At 57.8% G+C, this 24,935-nt stretch carries 23 protein-coding genes; 17 read left to right on the top strand and 6 right to left on the bottom strand.

Going from position 1 to position 24,935, the window contains the following annotated elements; genetic code table 11:
* Positions 1–30 precede the first annotated feature (30 nt).
* Both V1279_RS06195 and V1279_RS06190 read right to left on the bottom strand, forming a co-directional pair.
* Complete coding sequence (locus V1279_RS06195) at positions 31–1,788, bottom strand: di-heme-cytochrome C peroxidase (RefSeq protein ID WP_334433539.1); 1,758 nt, start codon at positions 1,786–1,788, stop codon at positions 31–33.
* A 189-nt stretch (positions 1,789–1,977) separates the two neighbouring features.
* A complete protein-coding gene (locus V1279_RS06190; protein WP_334433537.1) occupies positions 1,978–2,280 on the bottom strand; it encodes a c-type cytochrome in 303 nt (100 codons plus the stop codon).
* Positions 2,281–2,619: 339 nt separating this feature from the next.
* Here V1279_RS06190 and V1279_RS06185 point away from each other — a divergent pair, with 339 nt between their 5' ends.
* The 11 genes from V1279_RS06185 (at position 2,620) to V1279_RS06135 (ending at position 13,310) form a co-directional block, all read left to right on the top strand.
* Positions 2,620–3,054, top strand: a complete 435-nt coding sequence (locus tag V1279_RS06185) for an SRPBCC family protein (protein ID WP_334433535.1) — start codon at positions 2,620–2,622, stop codon at positions 3,052–3,054.
* Between the two features lie 200 nt (positions 3,055–3,254).
* The gene (locus V1279_RS06180) at positions 3,255–3,725 is read left to right on the top strand and encodes a (2Fe-2S)-binding protein (RefSeq protein WP_334433533.1); all 471 of its coding nucleotides are present in this window, start codon (positions 3,255–3,257) and stop codon (positions 3,723–3,725) included.
* Positions 3,722–5,950: a xanthine dehydrogenase family protein molybdopterin-binding subunit gene (locus V1279_RS06175; protein ID WP_334433531.1), complete on the top strand. Its 2,229-nt coding sequence runs from the start codon at positions 3,722–3,724 to the stop codon at positions 5,948–5,950. Before V1279_RS06180 ends, V1279_RS06175 begins: the two co-directional genes overlap by 4 nt.
* 13 nt (positions 5,951–5,963) lie before the next feature.
* Positions 5,964–6,179, top strand: a complete 216-nt coding sequence (locus tag V1279_RS06170) for a hypothetical protein (protein WP_334433529.1) — start codon at positions 5,964–5,966, stop codon at positions 6,177–6,179.
* Positions 6,176–6,724 (top strand): cytochrome C oxidase subunit II, encoded by a 549-nt coding sequence (locus tag V1279_RS06165; protein ID WP_334433527.1) that lies wholly within the window; start codon positions 6,176–6,178, stop codon positions 6,722–6,724. Before V1279_RS06170 ends, V1279_RS06165 begins: the two co-directional genes overlap by 4 nt.
* Positions 6,714–8,342, top strand: coding sequence for a cbb3-type cytochrome c oxidase subunit I (locus V1279_RS06160; protein WP_334433525.1), 1,629 nt, complete (start codon positions 6,714–6,716; stop codon positions 8,340–8,342). The genes V1279_RS06165 and V1279_RS06160 overlap by 11 nt, the downstream gene beginning before the upstream one ends.
* Positions 8,329–9,144 (top strand): c-type cytochrome, encoded by an 816-nt coding sequence (locus V1279_RS06155; protein WP_334433523.1) that lies wholly within the window; start codon positions 8,329–8,331, stop codon positions 9,142–9,144. The genes V1279_RS06160 and V1279_RS06155 overlap by 14 nt, the downstream gene beginning before the upstream one ends.
* Before the next feature lie 332 nt (positions 9,145–9,476).
* The gene (locus V1279_RS06150; RefSeq protein WP_334433521.1) at positions 9,477–10,817 is read left to right on the top strand and encodes an OprD family outer membrane porin; all 1,341 of its coding nucleotides are present in this window, start codon (positions 9,477–9,479) and stop codon (positions 10,815–10,817) included.
* Positions 10,818–11,154: 337 nt separating this feature from the next.
* Complete coding sequence (locus tag V1279_RS06145) at positions 11,155–11,520, top strand: DUF3302 domain-containing protein (RefSeq protein WP_334433519.1); 366 nt, start codon at positions 11,155–11,157, stop codon at positions 11,518–11,520.
* Positions 11,517–12,674 carry an HlyD family secretion protein gene (locus V1279_RS06140; protein ID WP_334433518.1) on the top strand — a complete coding sequence of 386 codons (1,158 nt, stop codon included), beginning with the start codon at positions 11,517–11,519 and terminating at the stop codon, positions 12,672–12,674. The genes V1279_RS06145 and V1279_RS06140 overlap by 4 nt, the downstream gene beginning before the upstream one ends.
* A gap of 126 nt (positions 12,675–12,800) precedes the next feature.
* Positions 12,801–13,310 carry a hypothetical protein gene (locus V1279_RS06135; RefSeq protein ID WP_334433516.1) on the top strand — a complete coding sequence of 170 codons (510 nt, stop codon included), beginning with the start codon at positions 12,801–12,803 and terminating at the stop codon, positions 13,308–13,310.
* Between the two features lie 21 nt (positions 13,311–13,331).
* Here the strand turns inward: V1279_RS06135 and V1279_RS06130 are convergent, their stop codons facing one another.
* The 3 genes from V1279_RS06130 to V1279_RS06120 all read right to left on the bottom strand — a co-directional run bounded on the left by V1279_RS06130 (position 13,332) and on the right by V1279_RS06120 (position 16,915).
* Complete coding sequence (locus V1279_RS06130) at positions 13,332–13,640, bottom strand: hypothetical protein (protein WP_334433514.1); 309 nt, start codon at positions 13,638–13,640, stop codon at positions 13,332–13,334.
* Between the two features lie 229 nt (positions 13,641–13,869).
* A complete protein-coding gene (locus V1279_RS06125; protein ID WP_334433512.1) occupies positions 13,870–15,093 on the bottom strand; it encodes a cation:proton antiporter in 1,224 nt (407 codons plus the stop codon).
* A 379-nt stretch (positions 15,094–15,472) separates the two neighbouring features.
* Positions 15,473–16,915 carry an outer membrane protein gene (locus V1279_RS06120; protein ID WP_334433510.1) on the bottom strand — a complete coding sequence of 481 codons (1,443 nt, stop codon included), beginning with the start codon at positions 16,913–16,915 and terminating at the stop codon, positions 15,473–15,475.
* Between the two features lie 558 nt (positions 16,916–17,473).
* On the opposite strand from V1279_RS06120, the gene V1279_RS06115 reads away from it, so the two are divergent.
* The 6 genes from V1279_RS06115 to V1279_RS06090 all read left to right on the top strand — a co-directional run bounded on the left by V1279_RS06115 (position 17,474) and on the right by V1279_RS06090 (position 22,601).
* Positions 17,474–17,776 (top strand): DUF3551 domain-containing protein, encoded by a 303-nt coding sequence (locus V1279_RS06115; protein WP_334433508.1) that lies wholly within the window; start codon positions 17,474–17,476, stop codon positions 17,774–17,776.
* Positions 17,777–17,817: 41 nt separating this feature from the next.
* Entirely contained in the window at positions 17,818–18,063 is a 246-nt protein-coding gene (locus tag V1279_RS06110; RefSeq protein WP_334433506.1) for a hypothetical protein, read from the top strand.
* A 132-nt stretch (positions 18,064–18,195) separates the two neighbouring features.
* Positions 18,196–18,972, top strand: coding sequence for a hypothetical protein (locus V1279_RS06105; protein ID WP_442894736.1), 777 nt, complete (start codon positions 18,196–18,198; stop codon positions 18,970–18,972).
* 300 nt (positions 18,973–19,272) lie between these two features.
* Positions 19,273–21,066, top strand: a complete 1,794-nt coding sequence (locus V1279_RS06100) for an ABC transporter ATP-binding protein (protein ID WP_334433504.1) — start codon at positions 19,273–19,275, stop codon at positions 21,064–21,066.
* A 37-nt stretch (positions 21,067–21,103) separates the two neighbouring features.
* A complete protein-coding gene (locus tag V1279_RS06095; protein WP_334433502.1) occupies positions 21,104–22,087 on the top strand; it encodes a phospholipase D-like domain-containing protein in 984 nt (327 codons plus the stop codon).
* Positions 22,088–22,325: 238 nt separating this feature from the next.
* Positions 22,326–22,601 (top strand): response regulator, encoded by a 276-nt coding sequence (locus tag V1279_RS06090; protein ID WP_334433500.1) that lies wholly within the window; start codon positions 22,326–22,328, stop codon positions 22,599–22,601.
* A gap of 7 nt (positions 22,602–22,608) precedes the next feature.
* Here V1279_RS06090 and V1279_RS06085 read toward each other — a convergent pair whose 3' ends face one another.
* The gene (locus V1279_RS06085; RefSeq protein ID WP_334433497.1) at positions 22,609–24,555 is read right to left on the bottom strand and encodes an MASE1 domain-containing protein; all 1,947 of its coding nucleotides are present in this window, start codon (positions 24,553–24,555) and stop codon (positions 22,609–22,611) included.
* Between the last annotated feature and the right edge of the window lie 380 nt (positions 24,556–24,935).

Raw genomic sequence — 24,935 nt, 5'->3', positions numbered from 1 at the left:
GAGACGATCACGCCCGAATAGCACTACCAGCTATTTTTGCGGCAGAAGCCCTGCAGGCGGGCCTCCGAACGGCGTCACTCTGCCGGGGTCTTCGGGAATGGACTTCAGGTACTCTACGAGCGCCCAGCGTTCGTTCTCCGTCAGCAATGGTCCGATTACACCACGTCCACGCGGACCATCCTCGAAGGAATGGCCGGCGTTCGAGTTTCCTAGCAACTCCGTATCATGCAAAAACTTTCCAGAGGCACCGCTGGTGTCCAGCCCCACTTTGACTGGATCGAATTCACGCCCGACGTAAAACTTCTTGGTGCGCTCCTTGGCTGGCACGAACATTTCGTACAGATTGGGAACTGAGCCGTTGTGCATAAATGGCGGAGTAGCCCAGACGCCGTCGCGCGGCGCGGCCTTGTAGACCTCTTCCGGCGGCTTTGCCAACGGGTACTCTCGATAGCCATGGAGATTCGCCTTCTCCTCCTCGGTCATCTTTAGGCCCGCCAGCGCCCTTTCCAGTATCGAACTGGAAACGCCGAAGTATAATTCACCCGTTCGCACGAGGTCCTTGCCGCGCAACTCCCCCGGCAGATGGTTGCTTAGTTGTCCCGTAAGTGCAAACGGCCGCAGATCGTGGAATTGCCCCGGATCGGTGCCCACGTATGACTGCGGTGTCAAACCGACCAGAATGAAGCGCTTGCCGTATTTGTTGGGCTCCGACCACCTGTAAGGCCAAGCGTTGTGGCAGCTTGCACAGTGGGTGATGAATAGCGATTGTCCGGCTTTCGCTTTTTCCCGGTCGATCTTACCGAATATTTCTTCCGGCCATTGCGGTGGCGCCAGGCGCGACAATAGGTTCTCAACCTTCTGGAGGTCCGCAATTCTTGCGTCGGAATGGAACAGCCCTTCCGCCGGCGATTTCGACCGCAGATCGATAGGCAAGTAGACGCCCATGGATTCGATCAGGTTTCGGTAAATCGGATCCTGTTGCACACCGCGCCATTGTGTCCACAGTCCTTGAGGAGCATTCCATAAGAACGGCGGTTTGGTTGGAGCGATGGGAGTAGACCAATTTTCGGGAAGCCCTGGTACGTCAGCCGTCAACCGATTGACAATCAGTCCGATGGCATCCATCCGCGACGGTCCCCAAGCTGAGGGGGTAACCAATGTCCGCGTGCGATAGTCGTGTATCTTGTTGGCCTGGCTTTCAAAGCGCTGCCGCAACGACTTCTTGGCATCGGCGCCGGAGGCTCCGATCCGCGCCGCAAGACGATCGAATTTCGCCGTATCAGTCAAAGTGGTCTGGATTGCTTCGTCGAGCGCGGTCAGATATGCCTTGATATCGAACATATTGCCGACGCCGCCTTGAATGCGAATGCGTTTGCCTTTGTAGTTGAGCTGGCCTTCATGACAGGCTGCGCATGTCAAGCCAATATGATCCCCGCTTTCGTTGTTTGCCCAACGACCTGCGCCCACCGACGTCTTGCTGAGACCAACCGGCAACCCGTCCGGGTTGAATCGGGGATTTGCCTTTTGAGTGATGAGGCCAAAGCGCTCGCTGTTTGCGTCGGATCGGAACAGCTCCTGGCCGTCAGCGACTTCAAGATTCAGGAAAATATCATATTGGAGGACCGCGGAACCTTGTGAGAACTGGTAGTACCATTCCTGATCCTCCTGCGACCATGCCTGATTGAGGAAGATGACAGGCTCAGCTGGAGCCTGTTGCGCGCTTGCCGGCACCATCGCAGACAGAGCAAGCAACGACCCAATGCCCAATTTTCGTATTGCTATTTTCATCGCAGCGCTCCGCACTCATGGTTGACGCGCAAAAATTCCTTTTGATCCGGCAGAGATTTGACCCGGCAAAGGAAGCAGGGATTCAGGCTCAGGACTTCGAATACTGAGGCAAATCCTGCAAAGTGACTATGCAAATTCGGCACCGCTGGATCTGTCGTCTGAAAGCTGCGGATCCGTGAGAGACCAGCGTCACTTGAGCGATGCATAGTAGGTTGCCAGGTTCTCAATATCCTGGTCGCTGAGCGAAGCCGTCAGCCCGTGCATCACAGAATTGACCCTGCCGGATTTAAAATCCTTTAGCGCCTTGACCAAGTCGGCGTCCGGCTTGCCTGCCAGTGCAGGATTGGGCGCTATCCCTTGGCCCTGATCGCCATGGCATCCTGCGCATACGGCTGACGTGTCCTTCCCCGCCGCCGCATTTCCTGCCGCCTGGGCGACGCCCGCAACCCCGAACGATGCAACAATAATTATTGCGGTCAGCTTGCGGGCCATCTCGTTCACCTCTTCAAGAAACGCGCAAAAATTCCTTCGATCCGGCAGAGATTTGACCCGGCAAAGGAAGCAGGGTGAGGACTTCGAATACTGAGGCAAATCCTGCAAGGTGACTATGCGAATTCGGTACACTTACCGCTGGTAGAGCACCAAATGGCGTGCCTGCTTGGATCGAAGTCTTCTCTCGAATGGCCGAAATTGCATAGCGATCGCTGCAATATTCAACCAATCTCTGACAGCAACGACATCACCTGCTGTCTCTCCGCACATTACCTGAGAGGCTGAGCCATGCGCTTTTCTTGTCGTCCCGTAGATGCCTCGTTCTTCGACACCGCGCCCATGCGTTTCAAGAACGTGGTGGAACTGAATGCGTCTCCCGCCAAGGTTTTTGCCATTTTTGAGGACGGAGAATCCTGGCCTCAATGGTTTCGTGCCATCCGTAAGGTGGCATGGACGAGCAATAAGCCGTACGGCGTTGGAACGACCCGGACCGCATGGCTTAAGCCGGTCACCCTCGACGAGCACTTTTTCCGCTGGGAGCAGAACCGCCGTTGTTCGTTCTACGTGACCGGGCAATCCATGCCGATGGCCCATGCGCTCGCCGAGGATTACCTGTTGGAGGAGCTTACGCCGGGCAAGACGCGTTTCACCTACACCGTGGCACTTGAGCCGCGTCTCTTGGTCGCCATGGGTGGCCCTATTTCGCGAATGTACTTCGGATCAATGTTCAAAAGCGCGTGCAAGAACCTGCAGAGTTACGTCCTGAAAGCCTGAACTCTAGATGAAACTTGGTCTGTTAGAGCACCAAATGCCCGCGCGCGGCTTGGCGTGATCGAAGTCTCCTCACGAATGGCCGAAAGTGCATAGCGATCGCTGCAATTTTCAACCAATCTCTGACAGCACCGAAGCTTCGAGTTGCGTACCACCTGCTGTCTCACATCTCCAAAGAACTCGGCAAGGGGTTCACCGGGATCATGGCCACCACCATCAAATTGACCGTCAATGGCAAGGCAGTCGTCCTGAAGGCCGAGGATCCCAGCATGCCCTTGCTGTACGCGCTGCGCGACCAACTCGGTCTGCACGGCATGCACTTCGGTTGTGGACTGGCACAATGTGGCGCCTGCACGGTGCATTATTACGGCGAAGCGCTGCGCAGCTGCGTCATGCCGGTCTCGGCTGTGGCCGACGCCGAAATCGTAACCCTGGAAGGTCTCGGTACGGCCGAGAAGCCACATCCAGTGCAGCAAGCATTCATCGACGAGCAAGCGGCCCAGTGCGGCTACTGCATCAACGGCATGATCATGCAGGCGGCCGCTTTTCTCGCGACAACAAAACGGCCGACTGAAGACCAGGTCAGACAGGCACTGGCGGGAAACCTGTGCAAATGCGGGACCCACGTCCGTATCCTGCGCGCCGTGATGCGTGCCGCGGAGAAAATGGCGTGACAGCACAGGCCGCCCACACGCTGCTTTCTCGCCGCGCTCTTCTGGCCCAGGGGGGCGCGCTCGTGGTGACGTTTGCCGTCACCTCACAATCGATCCGGGCTGAAGCGGCGCGCCCGGCCGACAAGACCGTCGCTGCCGACGAAGTCGCCGGCTTCATCTCGATCGACGCGACGGGCAAGGTCACGATCTATTCGGGAAAGGTTGAGCTCGGAACCGGCGCGATCACGGCGATCGCCCAGATCGCCGCCGAAGAGCTGTCCGTATCGCTCGATCGCGTAACAATGATCCAGGGCGATACCCAGCTCACGCCCAACCAAGGACCGACCTATGCCAGCTTGTCGATACAGGACGGCGGCATGCAGATCAGGCGGGCTGCGGCCACTGCGCGCGAGGCGCTCCTGCAGCGAGCTGCAGACAATCTCAAGGTGGCGAAGGACACTTTGACGGTCCAGGATGGACTGGTCACATCGCGGGCCGGTGGCAACAAGCTTTCGTATGCGCAACTCATCGGCGAGCAAAAGCTTGCAATGAAAATCGATCCCGCGGCGCCGCTGAGGGACCCAAAGGACTACACCATCGTGGGCACGTCTGTGCCTCGCCGCGACATTCCCGCCAAAATCTTCGGGACATTCAACTTCGTCCAGGACCACAAGCTACCCGGCATGCTGCATGCGCGTGTGGTTCACCCTGCCGCCGTCGGGGCAACGCTCGAACGATGGAACGACGATGCCTGTCGGAAAATCCCCGGCTATGTGCGCGCTGTTCGCAAGGGCAATTTTCTCGCCGTCGTGGCGACCGACGAATGGGCCGCAATCAGAGCGTCGACGGCGATCGTCGCAACATGGTCCGCCTGGGCCGGCTTGCCCGACGAATCCAGGCTCTTTGAGTGGGTGCGCAACGCGAAAATCAACCGCACAGAAGTGTTGCAGAGCACCGGCAATGCCAGCGAGGCGCGAAAGCCAGGCGGCCGAACGCTGCAGGCCACCTATGACATGACGATGAATACGCACGGATCGATTGGCCCATCTTGCGCGGTGGCCGACTTCAAGGACGGTTTTCTCACTGTCTGGACCCCCACGCAGGCGTGCCATCTGCTGCGTCCGCAACTTGCCACCATGCTGCAGCTGCCACCGGAGCGCATCCGCTGCATTTTTGTCGAGGGGGCGGGCTGCTATGGCCGGAATGGTTCCGATGACTGCTCTTCCGAAGCAGCATTAATCGCAACAATGATAGGCCGTCCGGTACGGCTACAATGGATGCGCGCCGACGAGCACGGCTGGGATCCGAAGTGCCCGCCGGTCCTGCTCGACTACAGCGCCGACGTAGACAGCGAAGGCCAGGTCACCAGGTGGGAAGCCGACGTATTTCTGAACCTACAACCGATGCAACGTTCTGGCGCAACGCTGCTCGCGGCGGTGCTCGCAAAGCTCCCGAAGTTCGGCTCAGGCGCCGGGCTCTACAATGCAGGACTGGGAATCCCGTACAACTTTGTCAACAGCAAGTTGACCGCACGCTGGCTCGCCGACGAACCGTTACCCGCGGCGTGGATACGCGCGCCGGGTCGCCTGCAAAATACCTTTGCCAACGAGAGCTTCCTTGACGAGATCGCCGCCGACACGGCGATCGATCCTTTTGAGATTCGAACGCGCTATCTGACCGATCAGCGCGGGCTTGAACTGCTCGAGCGGTTGCGAAAGCTCGCGAAGTGGGAGCCCCGTGGCACGCGTTCGCGCGATGCCGGTCCACTCGCGCACGGACGCGGTGTTTCCTACGTGAAGTATGAGCTGGTGCGGACCTATGTCGCGATCGTCGCCGATGTGACGGTCAATCGTACCACGGGCGCGATCAAGGTCGATCGTGTATTTGCTGTGCACGACTGTGGCCAGATCATCAACCCCGACGGGCTGCGCAATCAGATCGAGGGGAATATCGTACAGACGGTCAGTCGCACACTCATCGAGAAAGTGACATTCAGCCGAAGCGCCGTCACCAGTCTCAATTGGGGAAGTTACCCGATTCTGACCTTTCCCAATGTACCCGATGTCGTCATCGATTTGATTGATCGGCCCAACGAAGTTCCTTGGGGCGCAGGTGAACCCACAACGGCCGTTGTGCCCTCGGCAATCGCGAATGCGGTTTTCGACGCGACGGGCGCGCGCCTGCGTTCGATTCCGTTTAGGCCCGCCCAGGTGTTGGCAGCATTGAAACTCGCAAAGCCCGGATAACCGGAGGGAATCCATGCCGAGATCAGACAACCGAGTCGAAGACCACGTCTCGGCAGCTTTTTGCCGCGAGAACGTGGCGTTCCATGGCAACGACGACGAAGTCCTGGCGATAGCAGCGAAGGGGCCTCGCGGCGCGTTTTTGGTTGCGGGACTCTCGGTGGCAGCGCTGATTGCTATCTGGATTGCTTTCTATTTCTTCATTTTTGTGCCGCGGGGCCAAGTTGGATGAGCACACTTCCTCATGATGCCATCGAGGAGTCGGAACGGCGGTGGGCCTACGTCGTTGCTGGCGTCATTGGTTTCGTGTTCGCTGCGATTATCTTCAGCAGTGTGCATTTCACCGCCCAGCCTCCGTCGAATGTTGAAACGATTGACGCCAGCCGTCTCCATCTTGCCGGCGAATTCGTGGAGGAGAATCTTGGTACGGCGGTTCAGCCTGACGGCTCAGTGATTGTACGCGTCATTGCGCAGCAATACTCGTTTGTGCCCTCCTGTATGGTCGTTCCTGCGCAGACTCCAGTCGTCTTTCGTGTAACCAGCCCCGACGTCGTGCACGGATTTCTCATCACGGATACAAATGTGAACAGCATGGTGGTGCCGGGCTTCGTCGCAGAAGTGCGAACCCGGTTCAATAGCGCGAGAGATCACTTGATGCCTTGTCACGAGTATTGCAGCGTCGGTCACGACAGTATGTGGGCACACGTCAAGGTCGTCGACCGACGAGAGTTTGAAAAATCCTACGGCGGCCAACCAAGAGCGTCCTGTGTACGGTAGCAGTCGTCTTGTCCTTGCCCACTTCTGGGCCGCGTTTGCCGCCTTCGCGGTCGCGATTCCGCTTGGTGCGTGGCAAATGCTGGTCCGGAGTCCCCTCCACCATTGGGTGCCTCCGGAACTGTATTACCGCGCTGTCACAGCGCACGGCACAACCTTCGCCTATGTCTTTCCGACGCTGGTGGCGATGGGGTTCGGCTATGCGGTTTGCGCGGTATCGCTCGGCCGGCCGATGCGCGGCCTGTCGCTTGCCTGGGTTTCGTTTCTGCTTGTGATGGCCGGGGCGGCGATGGCCCTCGCGACAGTCGCCGCGGGAAACGCAACTGTCCTCTACACGTTCTATCCACCCATGCTAGGGAGCTCTTACTACTATCTTGGCGTTCTGCTCGCCGTTGTTGGCTCGTGGATTTGGATCGGGCTTATGGTTTGGCATTTCTGGCGCTGGAAAGTCGATCATCCCGGCCTACCGGTTCCTCTGGCGATGTTTGCCACGACCGTGGGAGCCCTGCTTTGGGGGTGGACATCACTTGGCGTAAGCGCAGAGATCGCCTTCCTCATTCTACCCAATGCCTACGGCTGGACACCGACGGTCGACCCCGGACTTGCCCGGGTGCTATTTTCCTGGACGCTTCATGCCATCGTCTATTTCTGGCTGATACCGACCTACATCTCGTTCTACGTCTTGTTGCCGCAGGCCGCCGACGGTCGCTTGTACAGCGACAAGATGGGACGCATCGCGTTCCTGCAACTCCTGGTCTTTTCGATGCCCATCGGCATTCATCACCTGTTTGTCGATCCCCAGATCGGGGCTGGCTTCAAGTTTCTTCATGCCGTGTTCACCGGAATGGTCGCGGTGCCAACCCTGCTCACGATTTTCACGATCTGCGCCTCCCTTGAAATTGCCGGCCGGCTGCGCGGCGGCCGAGGCCTGTTCGGCTGGATCGCCGCATTGCCGTGGGACCGTCCGTTCGTGCTCGCGTCGGGGTTTTCAATGGTCATGCTGGGACTTGGCGGCGCGAGCGGAATCATCAACATGAGCTACGTACTGAATTCGACGGTCCACAATACGCAATGGGTTACTGGCCATTTTCACCTGATCTACGGTGGAGCGGTCGTTATCATGTACTTTGCAATCGCATACGAGCTTTGGCCTCGATTGACGGGCCGGCCGCTTGCAGCCCCAAACCTTGTTCGGCTTCAATTGTGGACCTGGTCTGTCGGGATGCTGCTCGTCACCCTCCCGTGGCATCTTGTCGGGGTCATGGGCCAACCTCGTCGCATGGCTTACTACGATTTCAGCAATCCTGCGTTGGCTTCGCAGGGTATTTGGGTCAGTGTATCGGCGATCGGCGGTTTCGTTCTCGTCTTCTCGGCGGCTTTGTTCATCGGCGTGCTGCTAGCGTCGCATCGCGGACCCGCCGCCGCCATCTCACCTCTTAAATTTTCGCTCGCGATCAACCCGCCGCGCCGGCTGCCGAAATCGCTGAACAGCTTCGGGATATGGGCGCTGCTTGTGTTGGCCTTGACCGTCGCAAACTATGGCTATCCGCTGGCGCAGTTTGCATTTCTCGGCAAATCTGCCGTACCCGCTTTCCCGGTTTCGCAAAATGACCGACGGTGATCAGCCACCTCTGCGCGATTCCAGGTTCGCCATTTCGATTGGCGCAACCGCGGGGCTTTTTGTCCTTGCGCTCGTTGTTGGCTTCATCTGGCTTCCCTCCGCTCAGCGAGGTGCCAACGGGCTCGACCTGTGGAGCGCTATTTGCCGCGCCATCGGCCTGCCCGACGGTAACGCATCCGCATCCAAACCGGTGGCGGGACGGCCTGCTTCGGCGGTTGCGTGGACGACCGCGACGCGGCAAAAGCTCGAACAAGGCGACTCGATTGGTGGCGCGGCGATCGCCACGACCTGCAACAATTGCCATGGCGCCGACGGGATAAGCACAGATGCTGCGATTCCAAATCTGGCTGGTCAAAGCGCGGCCGCCATCTACAAACAGCTGGAGGATTTCAGAAGCGGCAAGCGATACCCAGCCGTGATGGGGGTGTATGTTTCTCCATTGTCGGAGGAGAACCTGATCGATCTTTCCGCATACTATGCGTCGCTGCCCAGTCAAAAGGGCGCTTTGAGCGAAGGACCGGCTGACACGGCCATGCGTCGCTTGATCGAAGTCGGCGACCCGCTCCGGGGGATCGCACCTTGCGCGGCCTGTCATGGACCGGTTGGCCTCACACCTGGAGCTCCCGGACTGAAGGGTCAGCAGCGGGCCTATCTCGAGCTACAATTGCAGTTATTTAAGAATGGCGATCGACGCAACGACATCAGCGAGCAGATGCGTACCATTGCCCGCCAATTGACAGGCGAGGAGATCGCGATGCTCGCTGCCTACTACTCGAACGTTAGCAACGACGTTGGACGCTAGAAGAAAAGGCAGAGCGAAAGGCTGATCGCTTAGAGAGATGGAACGGATCAGCAGCTAGTTCGATGGACCGTGCGCGGAAGGCCACTATGCCTTTGCAATTCCGGTTCGGGTTCGGGCTTTGAGCTTAACCTTCCATCAAAGGGTTGATTCGAGCGCGACCTTGCTTGCGGATATCACCTCAGCGGAGCTTTTCTAGCGGTTTGATCTGGAGTACCAAGGGTGGTGACTAGGAGGCTGCTGCGGTCATGCCGAAATGCCCCCCTCTTCGAAGTCATGTTTCGATAGGGCTGCTTGCTGCCGGCGGGATCGAGATATTCGTCGGATCAGTCGGTATGATTGCGCAATCCCAGGCGCAACAACTCCTGCCCGAGGCGCAGCAACTCCTACCTGACTCGCACATTGAGCTCGCAGACCAGGATCGCTTCAGCTGGAATGTGAAAAAAGTCCCGCCTCAACCTTTTATGAACGAGGTCTACTGGCAATATTCGGCCGAAACTCCGGCGTTCTTTCGCGATTCCTATTTGCAATTTGTGGCCCGAACGTTCGATTTTACGAGCAGCAATTTCAATGGGTCGAAGTCGCAAGCTTGGGCAGCCGGTGGTTGGCTGGCATTTAGATCGGGGCTTATCGGTGACGTGTTCGGGGTACACGCAGCGGCCTATACCTCGCAACCCATTTTCGCCCCGTTCGACGAAGGTGGCACAAAGCTGTTGGCTCCAGTCCAAAATTCGATCGGTGTGCTTGGGCAGATATATGGCCGCGCGCAGGTTGGGGACCAGGAATTTCGAGGTGGTCGCCAGTTGGTGGACACCCCTCTCATCAATCCGCAAGACAACCGAATGGTGCCCAATACGTTTGAAGCCGCCACTTTGGTCTCGCTACCGGACAGGGATCGAAACTACGATTACTCGGTCGGTTACCTCTGGAATATGAAACAGCGAGACTGGAATACTTTCATTTCCATGTCGGATGTTGTGACTGGCAACAATGTCGTCAACCACGGCGCGGCCTTCGGGATGGTCCGATACCGGCCGGTTACCGGGCTCTCGCTTGCCGCCATGGACTACAACGTCCAAGACTTTCTAAACACGGGCTTCGCTCAGGTAGAGTACGACTTCAGGCAGCCAAACTGGGTTCCGAATTGGATCATCGGCGCGAACGGCATCGATCAACGAAGCGTTGGTGCCAACCTGCTCACGGGCACTCCTTTCGAGACTTATCAGGCATCTGCGAAGGCGCAGATGCTTTATGCCGGATGGACATTGTTCGTCGCCGGTTCGATTACCGGTCGGGGTTCCAGTCTATATACGCCGTTCGGTGCAAATCCCAATTACACCGCTATGCAGCAGCTCTTATTCACGAACGCGAATGAAAAGGCCTTCGGCGGCAGCATAGCGTACGACTTCGGAACGGTTGGTCTTTCCGGCCTCAGCGCCGGGGCGTGGTACACGTATGGCTGGGACGCCATCAACAGCAGCACCAATGCGGGGATACCCGATCAGAAGGAGCTGGACCTCTGGATACAATATCGTCCAACGGAAGGCCCGTGGAAGGGTTTTCGTCTCAAGATGCAATACGCAAATGTCTGGCAGCAAGGTAACGTGCGCAATTCCCAACCGGAGCTCCAGTTCGTGGTCGACTATACCGTGCTATTTCGTCCACCCCCAAGATGAGACCATGGTTCATTCGTAAAGCGAAGAGAATCCTGGTGTGATTTTCGTCATCCAATTTCAGCATTCTCCGCTCGGCCGCACCTCGTCAGAGCGTCTTGGCGCCAGCGGCGAAGCTCCATGGAGAGAACTTCGCGTGGCTAGTCCAACCAGCACGGACCCGTTCACGCGAGGGCTTCCCGAGGTTTCTAAAACTTTCTTCTACCGCGCCGAATTTGCATAGCCAGCGAAAAAAGCACGGCACATCATTGGTTTCCGCTGTCTTTGTCAGCGAAACACTAGCTGTGTGATGGATGCCGGCCAGGAAGTACTGCTCTGCCATCACGGAGGAACGCCCGCCATGGAAGCTTTGTTGGGTTTTTCCCTCGACTTTTGGGACTATGCAACCTTCCTGTCGCTTTTTTTCCTTACCGCCGTCGGGCTCGGATTCATTGTGTTTATGCTTGGTCTTCCCGGGAGAATCGCCATCGCCCGCAACCATCCCGAAGCTGAGGCGGTCTATCTGATGGGCTGGGTCGGCTTCTTGGCGGTCGTGCCGTGGATTCAGGCGCTGGCCTGGGCCTTTAGGCCGACAACCGTGATCGATGTCCGCTATTTGCCAAAGGAGAGGAGGACCGAAACCGAAGCGACGATCGCAAAATTGACCGGCAAGTCCCCGGCGGCCCTCACGGCACCGGAGACGCAGCAAGGAGAGTCTACCCCATGATGGTTGCTCTTCTCGTTCTTGCATTTGCGTCACTTGTGTTTTGGCTTGTTTTTTTTCGATTCAAGCTCATCAGACTTACGCCTGGCTGGGGCGTTATCTTCGGCTTCTTTGTTGTCCATTTGTTGCTTGTCTTCGTGATAGGCCTCCGATTCGTTACGCCGAATTCCGCCAATGCAACCGTCGTTCAACGAACGATCCAGCTCGTTCCGCGCCTCCCCGAGCCAACGCTTGTTGAGGGGGTCCTTGTCGAGGAAGGTGCCGCCGTCAAGAAGGGCCAGCCTCTGTTTCAATTCGATCGCCGTCCCTACCAGTACAAGGTCGACCAGATCTCCGCGCAGCTCGCCGCGGCCACGCAAAACGTCAAGGTATTGAAGGCAGATGTCGACGCGGCGGCCCAAGGCGCGAAGAAGGCCAAGGTGGAGCTGGAATACGCTCAGTATCAGAAGCGGATCTTCGACAAGCTCGCACAGGAGCAGGCGGTGCGCGAAGAAACGGTGGAAGAGTGGCTGACCAAGGTGAATGCGGCGGAGGCAACCAACAATGCAGCACTGGCCCAACTCGAACGCGCCCGCCTGCAATACAAGTCCGAGATTGACGGCGTCAACACAACAGTCGCAAACATGGAGTCGCAACTTCAGCTCGCGCGATACTATCTGGATAATACTACTCTGATGGCGCCGGAGGACGGTCATATCATCAACCTTCAGGTCCGCCCGGGAATGGTGGCTGGCACATTTCGGGTCGGCGGCATCGCCGCATTTATTGCGGATGCAGACCGCTATCTGCTCGCAACATATTTCCAGGAGAACCTCAAATATGTGAAGCCGGGGCAGCCGGTTGAAGTCGCCCTCGATCTTTATCCCGGTCAAATCTTTCGCGGGACTGTTGACAGCGTCTGGCGCGGCAATGGCATAGGACAGTATTTGCCAAGCGACGACATCCCGAAATTCCAGCAGCCGCCGCCAAATGTTCCCCAAGGGCAATACGCCGTGAAGATACGACTCGACCACGCTGACCAATCCAAATTCCCGATAGGCGCGCAGGGTTTGGCTGCAATCTATACAGGGGGAGAGCATGGCGCATGGGCCGTACTTCGAAAGATCTCAATCCGCGCTCATTCCTGGTTCAACTGGGTCTATCCGCTCGATATCTAAGGGGGCTGCTTTAACGCCATTCGGTTCGTCAAGAGAGTCTACGTTATCCTCGAGCGTTGGAACATCAGCCTCCACGCCTCAGGGCGAACAATTGAAACATTGCGGGCAGATTGAAGGTCGCTTGCCATGACCAGAATTTTGCGGCTGCTGAGCAGCATTCTCTTCATGCTCACGATTGTACCGGCTGTCGGTGCGGACAAATTTGAATGTCCTTCGCCATTCAAACCAAACACTCCAGCCAAGCTCGAGCAGATCAAAGGCCTGCTCCCCGGTGCCAACGCAATGTCCGATATAAGCCAACTCAGCGCCACTATCGCCACCCTTCGGCGCGAGGGCATGTCCAAACGACTGATAGTTGATCACCTTATCGGTGCCTACTGTCCAATGGTCGTTCAAGAAGGCTCGTTGACCGATGCTGAAAAAGCTGGGCGTGTCGCGCGATTCTCCGGCCAGGTAACGAGGCTGGTCTATAGCCTCGACAGCGGTTTGGACGTCATCATCAACGTACCCCTCACACCCGACATTGTCGATGCGGTCAACGACATGGCAAAAAAGCAGGGCCTTTCGGGTCCTGGCTGGATCGCGATGACAGTAGATGATGCACTACAGCAACAGAGTTTCTCCCGGCGTCAGTAGGTTCATGTCGTGCAAGGCAAACTAGCGTGCCCACTGGTTCATTTGCAGACACGTTTGCAAACTTACATAACTTGGAGTGCCTCCGATGCTCTCCAGCGGAATGCATTGTGCCTTGCTTGAAGCCGGATATTTCGACCACTCGCTCCCGAGTTGCCGTTGTGCTCGTTTTTCATCCATGATGCAGGCCTTTACGGATTGAGTGTCCGAAAGTCCCGCCGTCGCGGCCAAGTCGAGCTTGCATGTGCGTGTGACGTCGAATGCCGGCACTCCATTGGCAACCGCGACAACCAGCTGTGAACTCAAGGCGAACATCGAGACTGAAATAGCCATCGTCGTAACTCCTTATCCTGTCCTTCCGCACGACCGCATATCTGGACAGGTATTTCAATGGGAGCGGACTGCTCTCGTCTATGCGAAAACGGACTTACAGCGCCGACAGATTTCCGGCAGTCGCTTGAAGTCGATCACTAGCCGCTCGCCCCGACGACGCCAATTCCCTTTTGGATCGCAGCAAACAGTAAACTTTCTTGCGCTCATGGCATTCCAAGCGGCCGTAGGTTCAATCGGTGAGAACGTGTTTATCGGCACTCAATCGAGATGCAAACCGCTCCGTCAGCACCGGACCAAGCACTGATGTGACGAATACCAGCACAAGCACGACATTGAACATGCGATCGTCAAGGAGGCGCTCGCCGGCTGAGTTGAGCGTGTCGTGGGCGACCAATGTCGCGGCAAGCGTGGCAGCGACCTGTGGCAGTGTGAGCGACCAAACGGTTAGTCGTTCATCCGGACCATAGCTGAACACATGACCCACGGCCCAGGCGGCGATCCACTTGCCGACAAGCAGGGCGCCAACAATACTGGCGACGAGGAAGAAATCGTCGAGAACCCCAAAAGCAAACTTGATCGGATCGATCAAGAAGCCGGTAACGACGAAGAAGATGGGGATGAAGAACGATTTGCTCAAAAACTCAAGCTTGAGACTTGCCGGCGCTTTTTGTGCTGAAGCGTTGATGGCGAGTCCCGCGAGAAACGCCCCTACGATGCCCGGCAGCTGGATCGCATCCGCAAGCACGCCTGCGATTGCCATGATGCTCAGCATAAGTACGAAGTAAGCGTCCTCCTCATTCTCCACTCGCTTGAGCACGTAGGCTCCGAGACGGCTCAAGCCGAACAGCACCAGCAGGATATAGCCAACGATTTCCGCTACGAGGAGCGCGAGCCCCGCCGGCGAGAAGCCGGTCGTATAAATCGAAACGCAAATTGCGAATACCACGAGCGACAGGGTGTCGGACATCACCGTGGCGCCGACCGCAACTGTCACCGACTCCCGATTTCCCAGGCCGAGCCGGCTCACGATGGGCAACCCAAGTAGTGTATGCGAAGCCAACAGCGATCCGATCACGATCGCCGGAACCACGCCGTAACCAAAAGAAAGCCCAACGATGGTGCCAAGCAACAGAGGAAACACGGTTGTGGCGATGCCAAGGGCGATCGAGCGGTCACGGGCCCGCCGAAACAACGCGAGATTGATCTCCAAGCCTGCGAAAAACATCAAGAGCAGTTTGCCGAGCTCCGCCAGGAAATCTGCTATCGGCCGGACCTTGCCAAAGATGTCGAGAACATACGGTCCGGCGACTACGCCGCCGAGTAGCAGCCCCACGGTTGCAGGAATGTGCATCCGGCGGGAAAGGCGAGGGATAACGACAAGCATCACCATCCCTACCGCGAACTTCGCGAGCACCGGCATGGTGAACAGGTAATCCCGGAGAAAATTGATCATCTGTCAACGGCACCTCTCGGCGCTGCGCTCGCGTCCGCCAGCGCGATTATCTAGAGAATTGTCGTTACCGCGCAGTCCGCCAAGCAGAGCCAGACGGTCACCGCCGACCGCAGCGCCGACCATCGCAGCTGCGTATGGTGCGCCCAATACCAATTGCCGCGGACGACGTACGGTCGATACCAAAGGCCGACAGCGCCGACGCGGGTGACTAGCTTAAAGATTTTCGACAAGAAAGTTGGTCCAAACAAAGCGTATGCGCTATGCACTTTCGGCATTCCATCCCAAGATCGAGCGAGACTTGCCGGCGTGTCATTGCCGTCGGTTGAAAGCGTGATGGAGCCGAAATCGGATAGTGCAGATTACGCGCCGGACCGCCACGTCATTTGACAGGAAACAGCAGCGCGATAGAAGCCCGCAGTTGCCACGCTGGAGTACCCGTCGGACGTATCGCGTTGTAATAAGCGGCAATCGATGCATTCACCGGTTGATCACCCATCTTGAAAACTCGCCCGAAGCCACCGCCGATCGGCACCGTCCACTGCTCGCCAGATGGTGCGAGCCAGTTCGAGGTAATGATGGGTGCTGTGGTCAAGTACCAGCCGTGCGCCATGTTGTAGTTGAGGAAGGGCTGGGCGAGAAAGGTGTTAACGGGCGGTCGCAGTGGATTGCCACCGATCGACCACTGGTTATTGAGCAGTACACCGATCACCCAATGTCCCGGTGTGGTCAGAAAGACGGCCGTTGGGCCGAACAGGAATTTGCCGGTTCCGAGGATCGGATCGTTGGCAGACGGAACGGTGAAGACTGGACCAACGCCCCAGATGAGTTTGCCCGGGTGCGCGGGGGAAAAAAACAGCGACTGAGTGATGTCGCCGATGCCATTGGTGTTGCTGTCGAAGAGCGGATTCGGCTGGCTCACCAACGGAATGATAGTGCGTGAGATCAGGTTCCAGTCATCGCTTAAGTGCATCGGCACGACGGGCTGAATGTTGAATACTTCCTGGGCGCGATTGAACGGCCCGGCGTTGAAATTGGTGTTGCTTTGGAACGGTACGCTGACCAAGTCCGCAATCGGGTTTTGCGATGCCTTCTGAAGATCTTCCGAAGGCTGATGAGAGGCCTCAGCGGTCGATGGCTCGGCCGCGGCGGAAACGCCGCTCTGGAATTTATAATTGATCCCGGCTTTGACCATTTGAAGGTCGCGGTTCAAAGCTATTGAAGGGACCGTCAGAGAATTCCAGTTTGATAGCCCGAGATAATCGTATTCGAGTTTGACCGTCCAACGCGACTTGAAGCCGTATTCGAGGCCACCGCCAACTAGCCAGCCACTGCTGGTGTTGGATCCGTTCCAGACTGTGCCAGGGAGGTTCAAAGTAGCGTTGCTGTGCACCCAGCCGCCGCCAAACTTGGCGAATACGAGCCATCGATCATTCACGAGGCCGACGCGGCCCGCCACGGTGCCGATCCAGCGCTGGTCCACATAACCTACCGTTGGAGTAGAAAGAGCCGGATGACTAAAGCTGGCTCCGTCAAAATCACCTTCGACGCCAAATAGAAGGTGGCCGGCCTGGAAATTATAGCCCGCCTGCACGCCGCCAATGAATTCGCTCAGGCCGCCATACAGATTGTTGCCAGGAATGTTCAGGCCGCCGTTGGACCATCCCCCGCCGAAGTTGGCCCCCACATAGAGCCCTGACCAATTATAAGGCGGCGCTGCGATTGGAGCTTTGTAAATCGGGGTTTTGGCAGGCAAGTCCGATGCAAGAGCAGGCCCGCTTACCAATCCTGCAGCGGCGATGCCCGCAAGGAAAGTTTTCTGCACTGTCGCCTCCTGAAGGCCGGCCACACTCCGAAGCATATTGCAAGTCGCACCTTCTCCCCAACTGGCTTGATTGATTGAGGTCAAACCATGCGCGCAATCTTCGATGCGGTGACTTTTCGGCAACAACGAGGTTCGGTCATCTCTTTAGCCACGCCGAACCAAGCCCTGCTAATTTCGTCACCGTTGCTGTCGTATCAAACGCAACGCCAGTTCGCATGGCTGGGCCCGGTGCGGACCTGCCGGGGATGCGAGAGGGCCTGCTCAGTTTGCGACCGCCTCAAATCAAACGCGCGATGTCTCCAATTGGCACCTTGTCGGATGCTAGCCGGGCCGTCTTGCTTGGTTGCTGATAATGCCGCCTTGCGCAGACTGTTGCAGATCCTTCTACAGGATGCCGAATTTGCATAGCGAACGATTGAGGAGCGAATAGTCTCTGTCCAGAAGCGGTAAGTCGCGTGGACAGGCTCTGGCTGACTAGTGCCTTCGCTGGCTCGTCCCCGCCCAATCGATGCCCAAGGCTCCGGAGAAGAGCACCACTCCAGCCATGAAGGTGCGGAAATGATCCGTGTGCCCCTCACCGCGCTGCTCGCTGCAGCAGGATTCTGGACGATCGATCACATTCCGGCTTCCGCCCAAACTGGCATATCGCAGTATCCTTTTTGCATCCAGGGCATGGACAATCCCGGTTGGAGCGGCTGCTCTTTTAACAGCCTACAAGCCTGCCAAGCCTCGGCGTCCGGCACAGATGCCGAATGTCTGACCAATCCCTGGTACCGACCCGGCACCAACGCTGCGCTACCTTCTCCGCAAGAACGAACGGGCATGGGTGGGCCACTTCCGATTGGGCCGCCCCCGAGATGATGAGAATATTCAGCCGCTGATCGCTATGACCGGACTCACCCATGAGAATCCAACGTCTTCCCGGTGGCTTCTGTTTCGCTTTTGCTCACCCCAAGGGCCAGCGCCTGCCGAATGCCAATGCATGCCAGTGGCGTGGAGGCGGCAACTATTTTCTGCTTCCGCAAGACTTGCTCACCTTGCGGGATCATGTGGATTTCCAGCGTCAGAAGGGCCGAAACTGCATAGCGTATGCGCGGCGCTTCGACCAATCTCTCGCAAGCAATCTTGAAGCGAGCATCCGCGTGTAACCGGGTGCTGAGAGAGAGGACTTTTACGGGACGTCCCGCAGGACGGCGAAGCAACGTGCTCCTCGCCTATGTCGTTTGAGGGATGTCAACCCTGTACCACAAGCTCTGGGCAATCACGGCAAGGAGTTCCTCATGGCCAAGAAGAACCGAACAAGCTGCATGATCATCGCCCTCCTGCTCTGCGGGGCGGCACCGGCGCTGGCCCAGACCACGCCTTCGACGCCGCAGCACATGCCCCTGCAGAAAACGATCGGCCAAGCCAAGCCGGAGATTGTGCCGTCCTTGATCGTCATGAATGCCCGCGGCGCCAGCCTGCAGGGCGGGAAACTGACACTCACCGGAGTGGCGCCTAACTCGATCGTTTTCGCGGACCGCCCGGTGCGGGCGGCAGGGCATTCGCTCACCACCGACCTGCTGGCGGAATGGTCACCAAACAATGCCAGCGATGAGAGCTTTACCAAGGATCCGCCGAACGCCACCGTCTCAGTGTTCAGTACGGACGGTTCGAAAATCCGCGATGCCGTCGTGGTGCTGAAGACGGCGAAGCTGGAGGGCGACCGGCTGACCTTCGATGTGGATGTGCTCGAAGGCGATCTGGCTGGCGGCGACGGGCCGGCGGCACTCTTCATCGACCGCTTCGGTTTCGGCGGCTTCCACGGTGGCGGCTTCCATGCTGGCGGCATGGGCGGCTTCCACGCTGCCGGCTTCCACGGCGGCTACGCGCGGGTCGGGGGTGTCGGCGCAGCCGGCGCTTGGCGTCGTCCCTACGTCGCTCGCGGTGCCTGGTATCGCGGAGGCTACGGTGCTGCAGCGGTCGGTGCCGCCGCGGTGGGTGGGGCTGCGCTGGGTGCGGCGGCAGCCAGCACCTATCCCTACTGCGGCTATTACCCTTATCCGCCGTGCTACTGAGGAGCTGCGAATGGCTTTGGCTCTATTCGACTGTCGTCCAGGAGACCTGGCAATTCTGGCAACGCACAGACCCTGCGAACCTTGCTTCAAAAAGCCCTGCATTGGAGAAGCCAATCGCGCCGCCTGAACTGCTGACCGTGGAAAGCTCAAGCGGACTTCAGGTTGCTGGGTCCGGTGGTCGGATTTCGCATAGCGCAATCAGACGAGAACGGGCAGTTTGTCAATCGAAAGAAACTTTAACAATTGCGAGAATCTTGCAGTCTTTTGCCGGCTTGATTCCGCCTCCGTCGGACGAAACAAATGACGCGCTTGGTGATTGGGCTTCTTCGGCCCTATCGGGGCTGGCTCGCAATTGTCTTTGTCGCGATGCTGGCTGAAATTGCTACAAGTCTCGCCGCACCGTGGCCGCTAAAGCTTGTGCTCGACGATGCACTCGGCAAGCACCACCTGCCTCATTGGTTGGAGTGGGCGCACCACTACGGCTTTGGACGACACACGCTTGGCGTGGCGCTGTTCGCCGGCGTCGCCACACTGATCATTGCGGTTATCGGTGCGGTCGCGACCTACATCGACAACTATTACACCACAAGCGTTGGGCAGTGGGTCGCCAATGATCTGCGGATTCGCATTTACGAGCATCTGCATCGTCTTTCGCTGCGATTCTACGACACGGCAAAGACCGGCGCGCTGATGTCAACCATTACCAGCGACGTTGCGACGATCCAGAGCTTTGCGTCGTCGTCAACGCTGAGCATCATCGTGGACATCATCACCATTGTCTTCATGATTGGCTTGATGCTCTGGCTGGACTGGGACTTCACTCTGATCGCCCTCGCCATTACGCCCTTCCTTCTGATGGCGGTCATGCATTTCAAGAGGGCCGTGAAGGAAGTCACGCGGACTGTCCGGGCCAAGCAGAGCGAAGTCGTCGCAGTTGTTCAGGAAGGGCTAGGGTCGGTTCGGGCAATAAAAGCATTCGGACGACAGGATCTTGAAATCGCCCATCTCGAAGCCGCGAGCCACGCGACAGTCGAGGCCGCTCTCAAGGCCCGGCAGGTGAAGTCGCTCCTGTCGCCTATGGTCAGTATTGTAGTCGCGATCTGCACCGCCATCGTGCTGTGGAGGGGAACGGCGCTGATCGTCGCGGGGACCATGACTGCAGGCGCTCTTACGGTCTATCTCGCCTACCTTGCGAAGTTCTTCAAACCAGTAAAGGACCTCGCAAGCATGACCAGCGCGATTGCGCAGACGACGGTGGCACTTGAACGCATCCAAAAGATACTGTCGGCAGACGAAGTCATTCGCGAACACCCTGAGGCAGCCGATCCCGGCCGGGTGAATGGCGCAATTGCATTCGAAAACATCGCGTTTGGCTATGACGATGAGACGCAGGTGCTGCGGGATGTTTCGTTCAAGATCGAACCCGGTCAGGTCGTGGGCATTGTCGGACCAACCGGTTCGGGCAAGTCCACTGTGTTGAGTCTGGTCCCTCGCTTTTACGACCCGAAGGGCGGACGAATTTTAATCGATGGCGTCGACGTTGCAACCTTCAAGCTCGACGCGCTGCGAGCCCAGGTTGGCTTTGTGTTGCAGGAGACGGTTCTGTTCCGCGGGACAATCCGCGAAAACATCGCTTACGGGCGGCCCGGCGCAACCGATGAAGAAGTCTTTGCCGCCGCGAAAATAGCCAATGCCGATGAATTCATCAGTCGCATGCCCCATGGTTACGACACTGTAGTCGGCGAACGCGGGGACACGCTTTCGGGCGGCCAGCGCCAGCGCATTGGCATTGCGCGCGCCGTCATTCGCAATAGCCCGATTATGATCCTGGACGAGCCGACGGCGGCACTCGACACCGAATCAGAACACCTTGTCATTGACGCCCTGCGAGAGTTGATGAAAGGCCGCACAGTCATCATGATCGCACATCGCCTGAGTACCATCAGCGAGGCGGACAAGATTGTTGTCCTCAAAGACGGCGTTGTCGCCGAGGAAGGCTCGCACGGCGAGCTGCTTGCGCTCGGTGGCGTTTACGCCGAACTTCACCGCATCCAGTACGAAACAACGGGAGCTCTACCTGCCAATGCGGCGTAACCCTTGAACAATTCCAGCCTCCTTCAGGAGCAAGAAAATGTCGCATACGCTCATCGTTCTTCCAGACGATACCGTCAGCGCGATCCTTGAACCGATCAATGCCGCCAAGCGCGCGTTGAACATAAGGATGTTTCTATTTACCGAGCCGACACTGCTCCGCGCGGTGATCGCAGCCCACCAACGCGGGGTCAATGTTCGCGTGATGCTCAATCCGGCGCGCCGCAACGGCAAGAGCGAAAATGAAAAGGCCCGAAAAGCCCTTCTCGCTGCCGGCGTCAAGGTGCGCGATAGCAGTGCCGCCTTTGCTCTCACGCATCAAAAGTCGATGGTTATCGACGACAAGATAGGTTTTGTAGAGTCCCTCAACTGGGAGCCTCGCGATCTGACTGAAACGCGCGATTATGCGGTTACGACGACCAAAAAGAGCGAAGTGAAGGAAATGATAAGGTGCTTCGACGCCGACTGGGCTCGCAAGCCGTTCAAACCTGACCCTAAATCACATCTGCTTTGGTGCCCCAATAACGGACGCGAACGGATCGCGGCCGTCATCGATGCAGCGAAGGAATCGCTCTGGCTTCAAAATGAACGCTATCAAGATACAGTCATCGTCGAAAGGCTCGTTCGTGCGGTGAATCGTGGGGTTCGCGTCAAGATCATGGCGCGCGCGCCGCATAAACTATCGGGCAAGAAGCTCGCTGAAGGCATCGGCGGGCTGCGAATTATGCACGACGTCGGCGCCAAGGTGCACTTGTTAAGGCACTTGAAGTTGCACGGCAAGATTGTGATCGCGGACGGCAAGCGAGCCATAGTCGGATCGATCAATCTCAGTCCAGGCAGTTTCGACTCGAGGCGCGAACTGGCGATCGAAACCAAATCGAAGCGCGTTCTGAAACGCCTCGTTCAGGTATCGCGCCGGGATTGGAAGCACTCGCAGAGAATCGACCTGTCCGATGCGGGCATACTGGCAGATCTAGAAAAGCACGGAAGCAAGGATGCGAACGTACTTGTTCTCGGGCGGTGAAACCAAGCAAGGCAAGGCTTGAGGGCGACTGGTTGCACAGACGTTCGCTGGGAATTTTCAAAACTTCATAAGACGGGCCAAATCCGCTTCTTCCCGAAAGCGGCCGTTCCTCCGAGCGAACGGCACGCGCGCTAACATCTGGATCGTCGGAACTGAAAGGTGCGCGTATTCTGCTAGTCGAGGATTCCTGGCACGTCGGCAATGCCATCAAACGGCTACTTCGTACACTGGAGCGGACGTGTCGGGTCCGGCTGCCACCATAGCTGACGCCGAGCGCCTAATTGCCGATCGCAAGCCCGACGTGGCCATCGTAGACATTAATCTGCGGGGCGAGCGGGCCAACCCGTTGCTTGATCGGCTCCAGGAAGAAGGCATTCCAGTCATCGTCATAACGGGCTACACGGAAGTTTCCCTACAACCTGGAAAGGTCGAAGCTATCCTGCAAAAGCCTGTCAGCGTCGAACAGTTTTTGGCCATCTTGCGCCCGATCGTTGCTCGGCTGCCCGATCGATGAGGGACTCTCACGCGAGGCTGCCCAGCTGCCTGAGGGGGATTTCGATTGTACAGGACACGCCTTCAGATGAAAACGCGAGGTCGACCGTACCTCCAAGCTCGTGAGGGATGAGTTCGCAAATCAGGCTAATTCCGTATCCGCTCTTACATGGAGCTGATACGGGCGGGCCACACGTCTCGCGCCACAAGATTATCAGACCAAACGTTGCATCGTCCCTGCTCTGGCATTCCCAGCTTACCGACACCCGACCTTGGGGGATTGACAGCGCGCCGTATTTGGAGGCGTTGGTCACAAGCTCGTGCAGCACCATTCCGAGCGCCTCAGTTGCCGCGGTGTTGAGCGCGACGTCTGGGCCGCTGGTCGTCGTATTTGCGTTTGTCGCGTAGGGAGCTAGCTGGTGCCGAACAAGATCCGCAAGACGAACGCCCAGCCAATTACCTTGGCTTAATAATTCGTGCGCAACTGCCATGCTTTGGATGCGTCTATCGAGTGCTTCGATAAATTCGTCGATTGTGCCGCTACCCTCGCGGGTATACATGGCGACCACGCCAACGCGCGCAAGCACGTTCTTGACGCGGTGGTCAAGCTCTGCGACCAGCATGCGTTGGTGCACTTCGGCTCGCTTGCTTTTCGTGATGTCACGGGTCAGGCCTTCGATACGTAGGCATTTTCCATCAACATCAAACTCTGCTGTTGCTGTTTCCTCAAGCCACATTTCCTGGGCGTCGGGGCGGATCACGCGGAATGTGACAGCATAGGACGGGTTGTCAGGTCGGACACTCCTCACTTGCGCTTTGAAGTGCGCACGGTCATCCGGATGAATCAGTGCAAGGAAGCGAGCTGCCGAAAGGGGTGCTTGCGGATCGTATCCAAGAATATTCGCCGCGTTCTCGCTGCGATGTGATGCACCGGTCTGGGCATCCCACTCAAAGGCAATCACCGCCCCGGCCGCAAGGGCCTTTTCCAAACGCGTCGCCCCCTCCCTCAGCGCAGCCTCCTGGTGACGCCGCTCTGCGAACAGCGCGGCAAGAACGAGCGTGCAGAGCGATATCGTCAAGATGCCCGCTTGGGCGCCCAAGATACGGTCCTCGATCGGAAGCTCGGGGTCACCGAAATATCCGATGCCAAAAGTTGTCGTCCACACGATCGTCAGTGCAACGACGAACGCGGCCGCCGCGGCGAATACTGGCCGGCAGCGGGCCGCTAGCCAGAGCAACAGGGGGAACAGCAGGGCAATCGGCACTACAGCCGCGAATGATGCGCGCGGTAGAAAGATAACAAGCGTGATCGTCAGTGTTATTGCAAGAAGTGCTACAGCCCCTTCGAGGGCCTCGTTCAGCGTCGGAGGGTCGCGCGCGGCCGCGGCAGCGCCGATTAGCAGGGGCGCAACCGTTAGAATACCGAGCGCGTCGGATGCGAACCAGTGCTGCCAGATGGTCAAAGTCGGCGCAGTCGAGAAGTGAAACAACTTGAACCCCAGAACTCCACCGATTCCCGAGATGGCGCTCCCCAACACGGCTGCCGCGAGCAATCCTAAGACTTTTCGCACGCGGTCGAGGGCGAAACCCGAACCAAATTGGCGCTCGATAAGGCCCGCCGTGAGCATCGCCTCTCCGGCATTGCACAACGCGAAAGTGACGGCACCAGCAAAGCTCCTGTCTCCCAAAAGATTGGCCGCGATCGTTGCAGCGCCCGCTCCGATGGCCACCGGCCATTTCGCCCGGGGACCAAAGGCAATCAGGACACCTGCCGCAACACCGGAGGCTGGCCAGAACACTGCCACGCCATCAGGTTTTGTCAGTAATGAAAGGCTAAACCGCGCCGCCAGGAAATATACGATACCAACCCCAATAGCGACCGCGACCGCGCTGGCCAATTGCCACGTCGGATCAGCGACAGCGAGCCGCCGTTCCTTTTGTTCCGGTAATCTATGAAGGACGGGGTTTCGCGTCATTCGCCTCCCCTTCGCTCGCCACACGACAGATATTGACGCCATCACCGAAAGATATCGGTATAGTAGATGATGAAGTCGCCAAACGTAGATATCGGAATCCCCGGCAGGCTTGTTCTGTCCGACCATGCCGCGGTGGATCTGGTCGCATAGCGCGTGATTACAACAGCGCTGGGAAACTCCAGCCGCGCGTTGCGCCTATCAGACCGCTAAACTCCGGGGTCGATCACTGAGCGATCAAAGCATATGTGCGAAGTGATTTGCTAGAGGCTTCGGCATCAAGTCCGACGTTCCCTTTGGCCCAAAAGTGAGCCCTCTCGCCCCTTGCTCGATGTCCGCTCTACCCCGATTGAACAGCCATCGTCGGTGTGGAGGATGACGTC

It is taken from the genome of Bradyrhizobium sp. AZCC 1610 (genome assembly GCF_036924515.1).
Taxonomy (GTDB): domain Bacteria; phylum Pseudomonadota; class Alphaproteobacteria; order Rhizobiales; family Xanthobacteraceae; genus Bradyrhizobium.
The sequence above is the reverse complement of the archived record's forward strand: the minus strand, read 5'-3'. Positions and strand labels throughout refer to the sequence as shown.

Excerpts from the sequence above, each read along its gene's own strand:
- V1279_RS06195 (WP_334433539.1), bottom strand. The coding sequence starts at position 1,788 with ATGAAAATAGCAATACGAAAATTGGGCATTGGGTCGTTGCTTGCTCTG.
- V1279_RS06190 (WP_334433537.1), bottom strand. The coding sequence starts at position 2,280 with ATGGCCCGCAAGCTGACCGCAATAATTATTGTTGCATCGTTCGGGGTT.
- V1279_RS06185 (WP_334433535.1), top strand. The coding sequence starts at position 2,620 with ATGCGTTTCAAGAACGTGGTGGAACTGAATGCGTCTCCCGCCAAGGTT.
- V1279_RS06180 (WP_334433533.1), top strand. The coding sequence starts at position 3,255 with ATGGCCACCACCATCAAATTGACCGTCAATGGCAAGGCAGTCGTCCTG.
- V1279_RS06170 (WP_334433529.1), top strand. The coding sequence starts at position 5,964 with ATGCCGAGATCAGACAACCGAGTCGAAGACCACGTCTCGGCAGCTTTT.
- V1279_RS06165 (WP_334433527.1), top strand. The coding sequence starts at position 6,176 with ATGAGCACACTTCCTCATGATGCCATCGAGGAGTCGGAACGGCGGTGG.
- V1279_RS06155 (WP_334433523.1), top strand. The coding sequence starts at position 8,329 with ATGACCGACGGTGATCAGCCACCTCTGCGCGATTCCAGGTTCGCCATT.
- V1279_RS06150 (WP_334433521.1), top strand. The coding sequence starts at position 9,477 with ATGATTGCGCAATCCCAGGCGCAACAACTCCTGCCCGAGGCGCAGCAA.
- V1279_RS06145 (WP_334433519.1), top strand. The coding sequence starts at position 11,155 with ATGGAAGCTTTGTTGGGTTTTTCCCTCGACTTTTGGGACTATGCAACC.
- V1279_RS06140 (WP_334433518.1), top strand. The coding sequence starts at position 11,517 with ATGATGGTTGCTCTTCTCGTTCTTGCATTTGCGTCACTTGTGTTTTGG.
- V1279_RS06135 (WP_334433516.1), top strand. The coding sequence starts at position 12,801 with ATGACCAGAATTTTGCGGCTGCTGAGCAGCATTCTCTTCATGCTCACG.
- V1279_RS06130 (WP_334433514.1), bottom strand. The coding sequence starts at position 13,640 with ATGGCTATTTCAGTCTCGATGTTCGCCTTGAGTTCACAGCTGGTTGTC.
- V1279_RS06125 (WP_334433512.1), bottom strand. The coding sequence starts at position 15,093 with ATGATCAATTTTCTCCGGGATTACCTGTTCACCATGCCGGTGCTCGCG.
- V1279_RS06115 (WP_334433508.1), top strand. The coding sequence starts at position 17,474 with ATGATCCGTGTGCCCCTCACCGCGCTGCTCGCTGCAGCAGGATTCTGG.
- V1279_RS06110 (WP_334433506.1), top strand. The coding sequence starts at position 17,818 with ATGAGAATCCAACGTCTTCCCGGTGGCTTCTGTTTCGCTTTTGCTCAC.
- V1279_RS06105 (WP_442894736.1), top strand. The coding sequence starts at position 18,196 with ATGGCCAAGAAGAACCGAACAAGCTGCATGATCATCGCCCTCCTGCTC.
- V1279_RS06100 (WP_334433504.1), top strand. The coding sequence starts at position 19,273 with ATGACGCGCTTGGTGATTGGGCTTCTTCGGCCCTATCGGGGCTGGCTC.
- V1279_RS06095 (WP_334433502.1), top strand. The coding sequence starts at position 21,104 with ATGTCGCATACGCTCATCGTTCTTCCAGACGATACCGTCAGCGCGATC.
- V1279_RS06085 (WP_334433497.1), bottom strand. The coding sequence starts at position 24,555 with ATGACGCGAAACCCCGTCCTTCATAGATTACCGGAACAAAAGGAACGG.